This window comes from Caballeronia catudaia, assembly GCF_001544755.2.
GTDB classification, from domain to species: Bacteria; Pseudomonadota; Gammaproteobacteria; order Burkholderiales; family Burkholderiaceae; genus Caballeronia; species Caballeronia catudaia.
Window position 1 is genome coordinate 18,984 of sequence record NZ_FCOF02000058.1, and the last position, 14,472, is coordinate 33,455.

The 14,472-nt window shown below is 59.1% G+C and carries 11 protein-coding genes and 3 pseudogenes; 6 read left to right on the forward strand and 8 right to left on the reverse strand.

Features of this window, described 5'->3' with window-relative positions; translation table 11 throughout:
* Nucleotides 1–141: 141 nt before the first annotated feature.
* From AWB75_RS32650 to AWB75_RS32680, 7 genes are all read right to left on the reverse strand, one after another.
* Nucleotides 142–1,146 carry a tyrosine-type recombinase/integrase gene (locus AWB75_RS32650; RefSeq protein ID WP_061128126.1) on the reverse strand — a complete coding sequence of 335 codons (1,005 nt, stop codon included), beginning with the start codon at nucleotides 1,144–1,146 and terminating at the stop codon, nucleotides 142–144.
* A complete protein-coding gene (locus AWB75_RS32655) occupies nucleotides 1,143–2,087 on the reverse strand; it encodes a tyrosine-type recombinase/integrase (protein ID WP_235012348.1) in 945 nt (314 codons plus the stop codon). The genes AWB75_RS32650 and AWB75_RS32655 overlap by 4 nt, the downstream gene beginning before the upstream one ends.
* Nucleotides 2,084–3,343, reverse strand: coding sequence for a site-specific integrase (locus tag AWB75_RS39580; RefSeq protein WP_087087120.1), 1,260 nt, complete (start codon nucleotides 3,341–3,343; stop codon nucleotides 2,084–2,086). Before AWB75_RS39580 ends, AWB75_RS32655 begins: the two co-directional genes overlap by 4 nt.
* Before the next feature lie 122 nt (nucleotides 3,344–3,465).
* Nucleotides 3,466–4,842, reverse strand: coding sequence for an IS66 family transposase (tnpC, locus tag AWB75_RS32665; protein ID WP_061128128.1), 1,377 nt, complete (start codon nucleotides 4,840–4,842; stop codon nucleotides 3,466–3,468).
* A 63-nt stretch (nucleotides 4,843–4,905) separates the two neighbouring features.
* The gene (gene tnpB, locus AWB75_RS32670) at nucleotides 4,906–5,253 is read right to left on the reverse strand and encodes an IS66 family insertion sequence element accessory protein TnpB (RefSeq protein ID WP_040048688.1); all 348 of its coding nucleotides are present in this window, start codon (nucleotides 5,251–5,253) and stop codon (nucleotides 4,906–4,908) included.
* On the reverse strand, nucleotides 5,247–5,666 hold the full coding sequence (tnpA, locus tag AWB75_RS37850) for an IS66 family insertion sequence element accessory protein TnpA (protein ID WP_159462832.1): 420 nt from the start codon (nucleotides 5,664–5,666) through the stop codon (nucleotides 5,247–5,249). Before tnpA ends, tnpB begins: the two co-directional genes overlap by 7 nt.
* Nucleotides 5,667–6,416: 750 nt before the next feature.
* The gene (locus AWB75_RS32680; RefSeq protein WP_061128129.1) at nucleotides 6,417–7,355 is read right to left on the reverse strand and encodes a nitrilase-related carbon-nitrogen hydrolase; all 939 of its coding nucleotides are present in this window, start codon (nucleotides 7,353–7,355) and stop codon (nucleotides 6,417–6,419) included.
* Between the two features lie 1,205 nt (nucleotides 7,356–8,560).
* On the opposite strand from AWB75_RS32680, the gene AWB75_RS38940 reads away from it, so the two are divergent.
* The 4 genes and pseudogenes from AWB75_RS38940 to AWB75_RS39585 all read left to right on the forward strand — a co-directional run.
* Nucleotides 8,561–8,707 (forward strand): hypothetical protein, encoded by a 147-nt coding sequence (locus AWB75_RS38940; protein WP_235012350.1) that lies wholly within the window; start codon nucleotides 8,561–8,563, stop codon nucleotides 8,705–8,707.
* A gap of 45 nt (nucleotides 8,708–8,752) precedes the next feature.
* A pseudogene (locus AWB75_RS32695) lies at nucleotides 8,753–9,636 on the forward strand (IS3 family transposase); the annotation flags it as partial.
* Nucleotides 9,637–9,704: 68 nt separating this feature from the next.
* Complete coding sequence (locus AWB75_RS32700) at nucleotides 9,705–11,057, forward strand: IS30 family transposase (RefSeq protein ID WP_087087127.1); 1,353 nt, start codon at nucleotides 9,705–9,707, stop codon at nucleotides 11,055–11,057.
* 28 nt (nucleotides 11,058–11,085) lie between these two features.
* Nucleotides 11,086–11,352 (forward strand): annotated as a pseudogene (locus AWB75_RS39585) (transposase); the annotation flags it as partial.
* A 667-nt stretch (nucleotides 11,353–12,019) separates the two neighbouring features.
* Here the strand turns inward: AWB75_RS39585 and AWB75_RS32715 are convergent.
* Nucleotides 12,020–12,871, reverse strand: a complete 852-nt coding sequence (locus AWB75_RS32715) for an IS6 family transposase (protein WP_235012351.1) — start codon at nucleotides 12,869–12,871, stop codon at nucleotides 12,020–12,022.
* Between the two features lie 486 nt (nucleotides 12,872–13,357).
* On the opposite strand from AWB75_RS32715, the pseudogene AWB75_RS38945 reads away from it, so the two are divergent.
* A pseudogene (locus AWB75_RS38945) lies at nucleotides 13,358–13,593 on the forward strand (integrase); the annotation flags it as partial.
* A gap of 270 nt (nucleotides 13,594–13,863) precedes the next feature.
* Complete coding sequence (locus tag AWB75_RS32730; protein ID WP_061128133.1) at nucleotides 13,864–14,331, forward strand: surface-adhesin E family protein; 468 nt, start codon at nucleotides 13,864–13,866, stop codon at nucleotides 14,329–14,331.
* The last annotated feature ends 141 nt before the right edge of the window (nucleotides 14,332–14,472 follow it).

Genomic DNA, 14,472 nt, shown 5'->3' on the forward strand with positions numbered 1-14,472 from the left:
AAGAGTTTATCGTCAGTTCGCAGTTATCGAAGGCTAGCCGCGTGAACAGCCGATGGTCAGTGCCGAAGTCCTGCATTTCCCGGACATCGGCATCGATTTGGACGGGTCATCTGAAGCGCTCCAACCACGAACTATCCATAACTACAGGGTCTGCAGGAACCGAAGGAGATCATCTTTCGGTCGGTATCGGATAGGCGCATGCGATGGTGCTTGGAGTGCTTTCAACGCCCGCTCCTTCATCTGCAGGTCCGCTTCGACATAGTGATGGGTTGTGACGGGACTCTCGTGTCCGAGCCACAGCGCAATGATAGTATCGGGAACCCCCGATTGCAGCATGTGCATGGCAACCGAATGACGAATGAGGTGCGGAAAGATGCGACGTTGGGCAAGCTCTGGAAATTGTCGCGATGCAAGCTGGACGGCGAGCTTCAACCGATCAGTGACTCCAACGCGCGTAAGAGACGCCCCAGATCGTCCCGGGAACAGAGGTTCCTGTGAGTCACGTGGATATCGCCGTAGCCAGCGCTTGAGCTCTTTGGCGGTGTCCGGCCACAGCGGGACCGAGCGCTCCTTCCGACCCTTGCCGTGAATGCAAACCCAAGATGTCGGTCCGAGGATGAGGTCGCAGACGCGCATGCCAATGAGTTCCGAAACACGGGCGCCCGTGTTGTAGAGAGTTGCTAGCATGATGCGATCTCGCTGCCCGGTCCATGTTCCAGGATCCGGAGCCGCGAGGATCGCTTCGATATGCTCGCGGGACAAAAAACCCAATAGTGGGCGCTCAAACCGCTTCATGGGGATTGCCAGTACCGACTGCGCTATCGCCATTGCTGACGGTTCCTCGAACGACACGAATTCCATGAACGACCGAATGGCGGCAAACCTCGCATTTCGGCTACGGGTTGAATTGTGTCGATCCTCTTCAAGGTGTCGGAGAAAGTCGAGGACGAGTGACCCGTTGAGGTCTTCGATCGTGATATCGCTGGGCCGCTTATGCAAGCGTTGATTGGCAAAGGTCAGTAGCAACCGGAAGCTGTCGCGATAAGCCGTGACAGTGCAGGGGCTCGCATGTCGCTGTTGCAACAAGCGCTGCATAAAGAATTTCTGCACGAGGACGGCAAAGGGTTGGGTTACGGATTGGCTCACGATGCACCTCCATGAAAGCGTGCGAATTGCCGGGCAGCAATCGCCAGAAGTTCGGGCGTTGCCGTTTCATACCAGTACGTGTCCGTGATCTTGACGTGTCCAAGGTAAGTCGACAAAGCTAGAATGTTGCGATCTAGGGTCATGCCGCGTGCAAGCCACTCCTGCAAGCGATGGCAGACGAACGAGTGGCGGAGATCCCTTAGTCGCGGAGCGGGATGATCCCCTCGAGTACGCCACTTCAAGGTCGTACGCAGTAGTCTGAAAGCACGCTGGATGCTTCGTGTCGATGCAGGCCGACCGTAATCGAACATGAAGAATGCGTCGGTGTTACCCGCGAAGGGATCGAGGTCACGCTTCCTCACGTAGCTGCGCAACACTCTTCCGACGGTGCGATGTATTGGCACCCAACGCGACTTGCCAAATTTTGCATTTCGGATGTGTAGCCGCTGTTGCTCGAGATCGACATCAGAACGGGTGAGTCGCGTCGCTTCCGAGACGCGCAGGCCCGTTGCCGCCATCAATCCAAAGATCGTCTTACAGGTCAACGCACGCAGGCCACCGGAAGGATATAGGCGATCGCAGGCTGCCAACAGGTCAAGGACCTCATCGTCAGTAAAAACATGCGGCGCCAGACGTCGATGGGCATGGCCAAACAGGCACCGGGGCGGAATCTCGGTTGCGGCATCGAACTGGCGACAATAGGAAGCAAAGGGGCGAAGCACCTCGATCCGGCGTGCAGCCGTCAGCGCTCGGCCACTGTGGGAATCACTGGCCCACTGAATCGCAAGTCGTACCGTCAGCGGTCCAGAGTGGCCGAGCTGCTCGGCGAAGCGTGCAAACTGCCGGAGTTGCGTGCCCTCAGTTTCAAGCCGAAACCCTGCACGTCGGCGAAGGGCCAGGTAATCGTCAATCCAGGTCGAAAATGGAGTGTGAGAGTTCACGGGCGCCTCCCTGGCCATGAAAGAGCGACCCGCCGAAGCGCGAGCAAATCGACTTTCGCGTAAATCGTGGTCGTGTCGAGGCTGCGGTGTCGCAACAGGTCTGCGATCTCTTTGAACGGTGCACCGCGCTGTACCATCCGGCATGCTATGGTGCGCCGAAATATGTGCGTGCCGCGCACACGCTGCTGCAGACCACATCGATCTGCAGCGTGGCGAACTGCGCTTCGGACCAGGTCCACGCTAGCCGCTGCATTGAGCGGTGGCCGATGGCGAACGAATACCTCGCGCCTTGTTGTTTGTGGGCGCCCGTATCTTAGATACGTTGCAATCGCCTGGCCGGTCAATCGTGGTAGCGGCACGACGTCGGTCCGCCTCCCCTTGCCGCGAACCCTCATTACTCCGGCGCGCCAGTCGATGTCATCCAGGCGCAGGTGCGCGACCTCAGCACGTCGCAAGCCAAGGTCCAAGAGGCAGCGCGTAATTGCGAAGTCGCGCATGCCTGTAGCGCTATCGCGATTAAATGCATTGAGCAGTTGCCTGATCTCGGCAGGCGTGAGAAAGTTGGGCAGTCCAGCTAGGCGCCAAAGAGCGACCCGTGGCAGTGCCGCGATGAGTGATGTTGTGGATGTTCCGCAGCTAGCCTTGAACCGGAAATAGCTACGCAGCGAGAGGACTACGCTGTTGACCGAACCCGGTCCGAGTCCAGTCGTGCGACGCATCACGAAACGAACGACATCCGCAGATACGAGCGTCGAAACGCGAACCGTGCTCGTGCCGAATCGATCAACAAGAAACTGACGGACATCTCGCAACCGAACAGTACAGGTGCTATTTGCAAGGCCACGGACTTCTATGAGATGACGCTCAAAACCCGCCAGTTCTGCTGCAATCGACGTGGAAACACTTGGGACGGGTTTAGTTTGAGCGTTGCCGAGCATGGCAAAAAAGTGCTTCAGGGCAGCGCGAGCGTCGACTTCCGTGCGACAGCATTGACGGGCGCATCGGCAATGAGGCAGATGAACATGAAGAAATTGGTTGACTTGCGACTCGCTGAGATCGCAAAGAGCAACATCCCGTTGTGAGACCCAGTGAACAAAGTGCGCGACGCTCCTGAAGTAGCGCTCAACTGTGTCCCGTGCATAACCTCGTTCAGCCAGATATCGGACGTACCTGTCGGCTTCCACTTCCACTTCAGCTCTGGCGAACCATCGTTGGGCAAGAATATTCCCCGGTTTGAGTCGTGAGGACATGGGCATGGCAACTCTCCTCGCAATAACGAAACTGCACGAGGAAAGTACTGCAAATTATGGAAGGTCGCCGAACGAGGGGGCAGAGCCGGGACGTCGCGCGCTCAGGTGCTATATTCGCGATCTTACGCTTAGCCTTCGATAACTGCGAACCGACGATAAACTCTTCCAAGAGCAATCGGCCGGATTTGCCGTTCCAACGCGTTGTTGTCCGGTAACAGAACTCCGCTCTCTGTGTAGCGAATCAGCGCTTGCCAATGACGCAACGCGTAGCCAAACGCTTTGGCGAGGGGTGCCTGAGTCGGCAAGCCAATGACGTTGCCTTCCAGCCATTGCCGGAACTTTGCAAGTACCGGTAAGGCCTCAGCTTGCCGCGCCGCATATTTGAGGTCGGGTGTCTTATGGTTGATTCGCGACTCTATTGCGTATAGCTGGGCGATCCACTGCAGCGCCTGTGCAGCGAGCCCCGGCCTGCTTTGGGTCTTGGCGATTTCAAAGAACCGACGACGGCAATGCGCCCAACAACCCACCGCGATGATGTCGCCGGTCTCATAAAGGGCCTCGTGCCCGCTGTATGCGTCGGCCTGCAAGTAGCCCTTGTAAGTTCGTAGGTAACCCTGGGGATGCGAGCCCGCGCGCGATTCAGCGAACTGGAACACGACCGCCGGAGGGTGATCGACCCAGACACCGTTCTCCTCGCGTTGGCCCGCACCCAAATAGCCCCATAATCGCGCAGTGCGGGTGGTCTTACGGCCCTTCTCAAGCAAAGGCAGTGTCGTGTCGTCGACATGCATGCGAGGCGCCTGCAACTGGTGCGCACGCAGCGGAGGCATAAGCACGCCAAGCAATTCTGCTGCGGCTAACTTCCATTCGCACAGCGTGGCTCGCGGCAGGTGAATTCCACGGCGCGCATAGCGCATCTCTTGCCGATTCAATGGCAGATGATCAACGTAGGTGTTGACCAGGATGTTCGCGAGCAGACTCGCGCTCGCATTGCTCTTGGGCAGCGGCGAGGGCTGAGCGCTCGCCGTCACGATGGTCGACTCGCCATCCTTCTTCGCTGCATACTTGAAGCGGATGTGTTCGATGACCGTGAGCCTTGACGGCTCGTAATGCAGCGTCTCGCTACGCTCTTCGCCGATGCGCTCAAGCGCGTCGAATGCGGCCTTCTGTTCGTCGCTCAGGTCATATTCGATGCGCGTGCGTGGCAAGTCCTTTGGCAACGCGGGGCGTCCTTTCCGGGTGTGCCCTGTGACTTGAACCTTCGCGGGCTCGGGAGGAACGGGAATATCTGTGGCGGCGTCGAACAGCTCGGCCTGACCCGCCAGGCGCTCGGAACTCGCGCCGAAGCGAGCGCGATTGAGCTGCGCGATCTGATGCTGAAGGCTCTCCAGTTGCTCCCACAACACGCACGCGAGCCGATTCTGTTCGAGTGCAAAGGCTTGCAGGGCCTCGAGCTCCAGTGGCAGATCCCCGGCAGTGACGGCGGCGGGCAGCATGTCAACCATGATGCCCAACTCGCGCGACGTTTACAAGCTTCGGTGAGCGCTGTGCGCGATTCAGGGCAGCGTTTAAGCCACGCGCGTCACCGCGACGGCGCGATGAGGCTCGCGCGCCGGAATCTCAATACCTTCGAGCCACGCATTGAGTTCCGCAAGCGTGAAGCCGCGTTGTGCGAGCGAGGCCGGTGATGGGAAATGTCCGTGTTCAAGTCGTTTGTACCAAAGCGCGAATCCGGTACGGTCCCAATAGAGGCACTTCACCTTCGTGCGGTCACGCCCGACGAACACGAACAAGTTGCCCGAAGCCGGCTTCTGCGCAAGCAGCGGTTCGACCAGATACGACAGAGTGTCGATCGACTTGCGCATGTCGACCGGCTCGCGGCAGATGTAGGCTCGAACATCAGCGGCGATCAGCACCGTGCACCGCCAAGCTGGCCAAGCACGAAGCGCACGATGCGCTCGGCATGCACGCCACTCATTTCGATGCGAACGCCGGCGATCGATAACGTCACGCGATCACGCGTCGACGATGATGACGTATCGGCCGACGCAGATGATGGTGTCGCCGCAGGCTCACCTTCGAGGCGAGCAATGACGAACGCGGCGTCGGCCGTCACGGCCAGCGGACTCGTTGCAGGCGTCTCGCCCGTAAACTTCTTGCGCCACAATCCAAAAGTGCTGACGGCAAGACCCTGTTCGCGACAGAAGCGCCGAGTGCCAACGCCGCTCATCTTCCATGCGGCGACCATCTCTCGCCAGAATGCTTCGCCTTGGCGAGGGCGCCGAGCGCCCGTTCGCACGACAGCTCGCCCCATCACGTCGTCGTCCATCGCATCACTCCCATCACTACGATGGCGAAACGTTCGCATCATGCACCCTGACACTCAAGACGGGATGCGCTGACAGATACTCGGCTAATAGCAGAGACAGGTCTGAAATCGGTACCGGATAAAGAGATAGCTATGATTGAGAAAGAACTAGATGTTAAAGTGATTGGGCAGTGCTTCTCCAATTACCTTAAGTGCCCTAACGGGCACATGTATGGCGCATACGAGTTTATAAAGCAGGGTGTCAGCGAGCACGGACCGGAATTCGTGAAAGGTGCCGTGGAGGCTCAGGATAGTCCATAATCCGCGTTACCCCTTCAGGTTGGGAGGTCTGTCCTGAGTGCCAGGCGATGATAGTTAGCGGGGGGCACTACTATAGTTTGGGCGGCGGCCGATATTATTGTTGTCGCGGTAAGGCGTTGGTAGACCTATGACGCCATCATGCGCCTTCTATAGAGGAAGAAGATCCGCTGTCCCGGCGGGGTCGACCTGGGGGACTGCTGATCTTACTTTGAAATCGGTGCCGATGTCCCGGTGTCGACCGCCCCACCGGTGGCATGGCGGCACTTCGATCGTGATGCTCTTTCCTGCTACGCCAAGACCTCCGTCCGTACTGGCGTAACGACTGACGGACGCAGCATCTCCGGACGACCGCTTCAGACTTGGAAGCTGCCGTCATGATTGGAGCAGATGGGGTGGCTAAGATGGGTCGGCTACGGCCGACTGGGACTCGTTCAACTCCCGCGTTGATCATTAAGATCCGTTGTCAAATCCATTCTTCTCGAACACCACGGGGGGCATTGCCGCTTCGTTGACATGCAAACGGAAGATGTCCGGCCGGGCGTAGTGGCCCGCGACGTCAAAGTCATATTTCCCGCGGGCAAGGTCGGCCACGAGCACTGCGTCCTGCTCAAAGATGGGGCCGGCTATCAGCTGCCCAAGCGGGCTGACGATGCAGCTTCCACCGCTCATCAGCACAGTGGACGGATCGTTGCCCTGGATTGCGGCATACTCGGTTGGGCAATCCGATCGGCGCAAATGCTGGCAGGCCGATAACACAAAGCAACGCCCCTCCAAGGCTACGTGCTGCATCGAGGAAGCCCATGTCGGCCGACTGTCGGCGGTGGGAGCGCAGTAAATCTGAACGCCTTTGGCGTACATCGCCATACGCATTAATGGCATGTAGTTTTCCCAGCAGATGACTGCCCCGACTCTACCAAGCGGCGTGTCGAAAACCGGCAGAGTCGACCCATCGCCATAGCCCCAGATCAGCCTCTCGCCGGCAGTTGGCATCAGCTTGCGATGCTTCCCGAGCATCACACCGTCCGGACCATAAAACAAGGCAGTGCAATACAACGTGCCATGGTCCCGCTCAATTACGCCGATCACGATGTACTGTTTGTGGTCGGCGGCGATCTCCCCCAACCGGCGAGTGCCGGGACCTGGCACATCAACAGCGCTGTCGTAATAACGGCGATAGTCGTCGCGACCGGCGGCGGTTCTTCCACCAATTGTCGAGCCGAAATCGAGCCCCTTCGGATAGGCCGAGACAAACGCTTCAGGAAATACGATCAGTTGCGTGTCCTGTCGCGCCGCGTCGGCGGCCAACATCGCAACTTTGTCGATCGTTTTGTCCACATCGAAGACGACTGACCCCGATTGCACAACCGCAGCACGTCGGTTCTGTTGCATCAGAGTTCTCCACTACACGTAGGCGTTGAGATTGAAAATCTGGCTCGCTCCAGCTAACTTGAACGCGTTGTCGTGGCTTCAGATCCGGCGCATCGAAGCTCGATCCCTAATGGTTTGAGCTGGATAACTTGCCGATCGCCGACAAGGACGCCCGGAACTACGGTCACCGAACAGTTGGGTTGCCAGCCGCCGAGCCTTGCTGCGTGTTCATCCGAGAGCGGAACTAGTCGATGGACCACCGAAGCCGAGGCATGAGTTCGAACCGAGAATTCGGTAGCTGTATATTCCGCGATGGTCGCCTATGGCCTATTCGACATTTCGCCAACCATGTACGGCACGAGTTTCACGCCGTCTCGAATTGCCTAATCGTGCACGTTGGATTGCTCACTGATATGCGCATTTCAGTCACTGGCTAGGGGTGTTCGAAGCAGCCCCGGGCGCACCAGCGTCGATCGGAGACGCCTTCTCATGCTCTTGCGCCGACACACGCTGAGAACCTGGCGTTTTCGCATGTTCAGCCGTCCACTTCTCGATGAGCGCGCGATCGTCTGAATCGCCTTGCTCTCCATGTGCGATAGGGGTGAATAGTGAGAGCAAAATAAATGATGTAAGCAGCTTCATAGGACACCCGTCAATAAGCACCTGTTCAACTATTGTTATAGGGCAAAGAAATAGCCGATGCGAGATTCTTGACTGGTACCATTGGCCAGCGTCGACGGTTATCCATGGCAGCCACCAACGGTGGTTCCGAGGGAGGGCGTCAGGCAGTTTCGTTGGCGGCCGCGTGCCGCATGCCAACGCCATTGACTACGGACGTTTCGACTGCGACGAATAGCGGATCTGGCAATGGACGACCCTTTATTCAATTCCGTCAGACACCAACGCATAGGACGGAGACGTGATGATGTCGGCGATAGGGCGCATTCGAATACTAATTGCGGTGCTGGCTTTTGCCTGTTCAACTATCGACGCACAAACATCCGGATTCTGGGGGACGCGTCTTCCCCAACGAGCCAACGCAGTTCATCTTTAGCTACGGCTCGCTTATCAATACGCAGTCTCGCAGCTCTACGGTCGACAAATCGGTTCCGGCCGTCCCTCTGCGTGTCTCGGCGGCGTTCGGCTACGTGCGCAGCTGGAGTGACCGCGCACCCACCGGGTTAACGGCGCTCGGTTTGCGCCGCCCGGTTGACGGGGAGGGACCTATGACGATCAATGGAGTGATCTACTCCGTCGGCGATGACATGTCCGCGTTCGACAAACGGGAGAAGGGCTACGTGCGCGTAGGGGTGCGCCTCGCACTGATCGAGGCTGTGTCGTGGCAGCCGCTGCCGGCGCAGGGTTGGAGTTGACCCGCTTTCGTGGACATCTATCCTTTTGTTCAGGAGGTGCCCATTATGGCGAAGCACCGTACCCCATACCCGGCGGAATTCCGGGCCCAGATAGTCGAACTGGTCAAGGCCGGTCGCACGCCGGAGGAACTGGCCAAGGAGTTTGAGCCGACGGCGCAAACCATCTACAACTGGGTCGGGCAGGCAGCTCGTGCCGCCGGTACACGACTCGATGGGCTCACCACTGCCGAGCGCGAAGAACTTACGCGCCTGCGCCGCAAGGTGCGCCAGCTTGAGCTTGAGCGAGAGATCCTCTCAAAAGCCGCGGCCTGGTTCGCACGGGAGACCGGAACGGTGCCCGAGAAGGGTTCGAGTTCATGAAAGCGAATCGGGCCGCATGGCCCATTGCCACGATGGCACGGCTGCTCGGGGTCTCCGCCAGCGGCTTTTACGCGTGGCTTGAGCGCGCGCCATCGAAGCGAGCGTGCAGCGACGCCGATCTGCTCGCGCGCATCCGGGCGATCCACGCAGGCTCGCGCGGCGTCTACGGCATGCCTCGCATTCATTTCGAACTTGCCGAGCAAGGCGTGCATGTTGGACGCAAACGCGTTGCCCGCCTGATGCGTCTGGCCGGCCTGTGTGGCGTAAGCCGGCGACGCTGGATCTCTACCACACGGCGGCAGCCCAACGCACGGCCCGCGCCGGATCTGGTGCAACGACACTTCAGCGCCGACGAGCCCAATCGACTGTGGGTGGCGGATGCGACCTACGTGCCGACCGCCGAAGGGTTCCTGTATCTCGCGGTGGTGCTCGACGTGTTCAGCCGCCGGATCGTGGGTTGGGCGATGTCGGATCACCTGTACACGGAGCTGATGCTCAGGGCGCTCGATACGGCTCTCGCGCAACGACGTCCCGCTGGCGTGATTCACCATAGCGATCAAGGCTGCCAAGGCGGATTCAACCGGTCGTCGCAACACCTTTGATCGAGGAGGTGTTTATGGGACGACCAGCGGGCTGGATGCGTGAGTTGACAGGGCGAGGAGCGATGCGCTCGCCAGGTGCGCCGTCGCATCGACGTGAGATCGAGCGGCGATTCTGGGAGCAAATCGCAACAGGTATTACAAGCGAGAAGGCTGCAGAGGCGGTTGGCGTTTCGCAGGCAGTAGGCACTCGCTGGTTCCGTCATAATGGCGGCATGCCACTTTCCATGTTGAGCCCGATATCCGGGAGGTACCTGTCGTTCGCGGAGCGAGAAGAGATTGGACTACTTTCGCATCAAGGCGTCGGGGTGCGCGATATTGCTCGTCGTATCGGACGCAGCCCATCAACGGTCTCCCGGGAATTGACACGTAACGCTGCAAGGCGTGGCGGGCAGCTTGAGTATCGGGCTTCGGTTGCGCAGTGGAAGGCGGAGCTGGTTGCCAAACGACCTAAACCTTCGAAACTGGTGACTAACCCACGGCTGCGCCACTACGTGCAAGACCGTCTGGAGGGCAAGGTTCGCGACGCTGATGGCCGTGAGATTTCTGGGCCCCGGCAAGCACCATTCAAAGGGAGAAACAAACCGCATCGCGGTGACCGTAAATGGGTCAATGGCTGGTCGCCCGAACAGATTTCCAACCGGCTGCAGACCGACTTCCCGGATGACGAATCCATGCGCATCTCTCACGAAGCCATTTACCAGGCTCTCTATATTCAGGGCCGAGGTGCTCTCAAGCGCGAGCTGGTCAGCTGTCTGCGCACTGGGCGGGCGTTGCGCGTGCCGAGGGCCCGGGCACAGGCCAAGGCCTGGGCGCACGTTAGCGAGGATGTGATGATCTCCAGCCGACCTGCAGAAGTGCAGGATCGTGCTGTGCCAGGGCATTGGGAAGGTGACCTGATCATCGGCCTGAACCGGTCCGCAATCGGAACACTGGTTGAGCGGACAAGCCGGTTCACCATGCTCGTCCATCTACCTCGCGAGGAGGGCTACGGGCTGATGCCCAGAACGAAGAATGGTCCCGCGCTGGCTGGCTACGGAGCTGTCACGATGGCCAATGCGCTCAAGAAGACCGTGACTGACATGCCTGCCCAGTTGTGGCGGTCATTGACTTGGGATCGTGGCAAAGAACTATCCGATCACGCCCGCTTTACGGTCGAGTCCGGGGTAAAGGTATTCTTCGCCGACCCGCACAGTCCTTGGCAGCGCGGCACGAACGAGAACACGAACGGCCGTCTGCGGCAATACTTTCCAAAGGGCACAGACCTGTCCCGGTGGAGCGCTCGAGAGATCCAGGCCGTCGCCAACGCACTGAATTCCAGACCCCGGAAAACGCTTGGTTGGAAGACACCGGCCGAAGCCCTGGACGAATACCTGAGGTCTGTTCAATAATCGAGTGTTGCGACGACCGGTTGAATCCGCCCAATACACGTCCATTGCCTTCGGCCGCCGCTGCCGTAAGGCTGGCGTGCGTCTGTCGATGGGGACGGTGGCGGATTGCTTCGACAACGCCATGTGCGAAGCCTTCTTCGCGACACTCGAATGTGAACTGCTCGCCCGCACACACTTCCAAACCCGCGAACAGGCGCGGCAAGCGCTGTTCTCGTGGATAGAAGGTTGGTACAACGTCAGCCGTCGCCATAGCGGCATCGGTTACCGCTCGCCGATGCGCTACGAGCAACTTCACGAGGAACAAAACCGAATCGGCATCACTGGCGAGTTGTCCACCGCCGGCCGGCGTCGTGGTCGTAATAGGCGACCCGCCGACCGGCCGTGGACAACTCGCGGCACTGCCCAAACCGGAGGGAATCAATCCATTCAAAATTCAACTGCTTAACCATCCACGGAAGCGGGTCACCCACAGGTACGGTCTGGGCGTACGTGCCAAAGGCAGAAGGAAAGCCGCCGGGCGAGGGGCTTCCTTTACCGGACGCGCGGTTTCCGCTTGTCCAGTCATATATTGATGTTGTAATTGAAGGCGGCCTGAATATGGGCCCGAGTTTGCGCGCGAGATCCTCGAGACGACTAAGGATTGGAGCCCCTATTTGCTCAATGACCGTCCCCTCGCTCGTCGACCGTGGGTGTTCGACAAGCAGTTCGAAATGGTCGATGCGTTGCTCGCAAAATCGGCACCCTGCTTCGCACAGCGAGCGTTCTGCGAACACTATGCTGCCGTCGGCGCAGCCGTCGTAAAGCAAGAAGCGGCTTGCATGCGAAGGGCGAACGGCTACTAACTTCCACCGTTTTCCCTACAGTCGATGCCCCATAGAACGGAATCGAAGCGGGACGGATTTGACGGGGCACCTCGCATCGAAGTGATCAGGCCGACTGTTGAAGTCATGCCGGAGAAGAAGTCATAAAGCAACGTGCATCGATCTCTTCACTGTGCACATCGTGGACGAGGGCAAGCCTCTATCTGGCGCTGTCAACTTGCGGGATTTCGTCGATGATGATGCATAAGGCGCTGCAGCACAGAAAGCAACCGACGGAGTTTGGGTGACGTTGGTAAATTCGCGCCATGCGGCGAACCGCGCTGTGAGTTGTTTGCGATAGAGTGAAGCGCCCAGCAGATGCCGCTTAAGCGCAAAATGTTGTCGGATCGGACCAAAGCACGAGAGAAATTTCTGTGTGCGTTTAGGGTCGCGAAAGCCGCGCATGCGCCGTTCGCGTTCGCGGGTCGGTTGGTGGCTGTTCTCTGCGCGATTGTTCAATCGGGCTGCCGCCTTGACGAACACGTGCTTCACGTTCGCAAGTTCTGGGATCTCGGCTTTTGCCGCCGGATAGCTGCGCAGCTGATCGGTGACGATTTTGCGCGGCACCGGACTCGAGCGCAGCACACGCTTGAAGAAGCGTTTGGCGGCGGCCTTGTCGCGCCGCTTTTGCAGGAGGATGTCGAGTTCGGCGCCATGCTCGTCCACCGCGCGCCACATTAGGTAAGGTTCGCCACTCAGGGTAACGAACATTTCGTCGAGGTGCCAGGTGCTACCCGGCTTGCGTCGCGAGGCTTTCACCCGGTGAGCAAAGCCCTTGCCGAACTTGTCGCACCAGCATCGGATCGTTTCATATGTCACGGTCACACCACGCTCGAGAAGCAGCTCTTCGATATCGCGCAAGCTCAATTGGAAGCGGAAGTACCAGCGCACGGCGCAACTGATGACGGCTGCTGGGAAGCGGTGACCGTGATAGAGCGATTTCGATTTCTTCATCGCATCATCTTACGTCACCGACCCCAACAACCTGACAATGCCCGGCGAGGGCCTCGCGCGCAACAGATCCGAGCAAGTGTTCGTTCGGCGCATGCTGCGAACAGGCCGGGTAGGAATGGCGAATCCATATGGTCGGCAAGCCAAGCGTTTCGGCGAATACAGCGTTAGGCACAGTCCCTCGATTTCGGTCTGCAATGAACGTCTTCGGAAAGTAATCCGAACGGTCGTCTTCCACAGCGATTTATCGTCGCTTCGATTTCTAACGGCACAAAGGAGACGAACTTTAGGAGTCTGCAGGGGATTCTTCTCCCATGGACCGTCAGGGCCCTCGCGACGCTCGACAAGCTCCTCCGAATTCGTCAGCACGCGATGGATCACGTCTTCTTGCATGGGTCGTCTTGACGTGCACTTCTTCCTTCAAAGGTGTGCCGCGACACGACAGGCCTGCACCAATCTCACGTCCGGCCGCAGGATATTCCCGACGTACTCGCCGTGCCGCACGCGCGCTCCGGCGCCCACGGCGAAAATCGCTCGACTGCGTTCTGCTACATCCAGGCGAACCATGATCTTGATGCGGCGCGCGCGTATCTGAACCGCTATCGCGACCAGCCGAAACACTGGGGGCGTACACCAAAGAACTCGAGCGTTTTCTGTTGTGGGCAGTGGTGCTACGCGGCAAGGCCCTGAGTGATCTGCGCGTCGACGACTGCGAGGCCTACAAAGACGATCGGGATCGGGATTGCGTAGACTGACTAGGACCGACGCGCCGATCTGATACGGCGCCCTGTATCAGGAGGCTTTTTACCAACCGTGGCATCTGGTCACGATTGGCACCAGCACGACCTGGCCTGACGCGTCTGTCATCCCAGCCTGCTGCCTGGCGGCAGGCGGCTGTTGAGTCGCTCGACCGCCGGAGATGGGGCCATCCGGCGCGCAGTGCTGGTCCTGCCCACCGCCCCCGACGCATCAACCATTTAGATGCTGAGCTGCAAATGATCATGACACAATGCGCTGCGCGGCAGGCCTGGACGGCCGCCGCAACTGAAGTCCGGAAGTTGCGAGGTACGCGAGTCGTGCGACTGGTGCTCGCCGTTGCGATGGTCGCCGCCTCACTCGGCGCGGCAACAGCCGCCGGCTGGGTGCGGGTTGCCTCGAGCCCCGACGTGCAGGTCTTCGTGGATGCCGGATCGCTAACAAAGGATTCCCGTGGATTCGTTAGTGTCTGGACGAAAACGCTTTATGCGTCGGTCCAGACAGACGTCGGGATACGTTACGCGGCGGATATGACGCGGTTTGTGCTGGATTGCGCCGGCGCACGCTACGGCATCGACGGCGGCAAATTCCTTGACGACCAAGGGCATGTGCTCGGGCAGTTCGACGAACCGGCTGGCGAACTTCAGCCGATTCCCCCGGCGACCAAAATTGACGCCATCGCAAAAGCTATCTGCACCGCGGGGTAAGCGGTCCGTTGTCGGCGTCCTTCCCGCGCGATGAGTGATAGGCGATGCTGGTGTCCACTTCAACTGGCGGATTCAACCGGTCGATGCAACACAATAACGCCATGTAAGCGGCGGGAGTGTTGCGATGAAACAGAGACGCCG

Bases quoted from the DNA above. Each gene is read 5' to 3' on its own strand.
- AWB75_RS39580 (WP_087087120.1), bottom strand. From the start codon at position 3,343: ATGCCCATGTCCTCACGACTCAAACCGGGGAATATTCTTGCCCAACGA.
- tnpC (WP_061128128.1), bottom strand. From the start codon at position 4,842: ATGGTTGACATGCTGCCCGCCGCCGTCACTGCCGGGGATCTGCCACTG.
- tnpA (WP_159462832.1), bottom strand. From the start codon at position 5,666: ATGGACGACGACGTGATGGGGCGAGCTGTCGTGCGAACGGGCGCTCGG.
- AWB75_RS32680 (WP_061128129.1), bottom strand. From the start codon at position 7,355: ATGCAACAGAACCGACGTGCTGCGGTTGTGCAATCGGGGTCAGTCGTC.
- AWB75_RS38940 (WP_235012350.1), top strand. From the start codon at position 8,561: ATGACGATCAATGGAGTGATCTACTCCGTCGGCGATGACATGTCCGCG.
- AWB75_RS32700 (WP_087087127.1), top strand. From the start codon at position 9,705: ATGCGTGAGTTGACAGGGCGAGGAGCGATGCGCTCGCCAGGTGCGCCG.
- AWB75_RS32715 (WP_235012351.1), bottom strand. From the start codon at position 12,871: ATGAAGAAATCGAAATCGCTCTATCACGGTCACCGCTTCCCAGCAGCC.
- AWB75_RS32730 (WP_061128133.1), top strand. From the start codon at position 13,864: ATGATCATGACACAATGCGCTGCGCGGCAGGCCTGGACGGCCGCCGCA.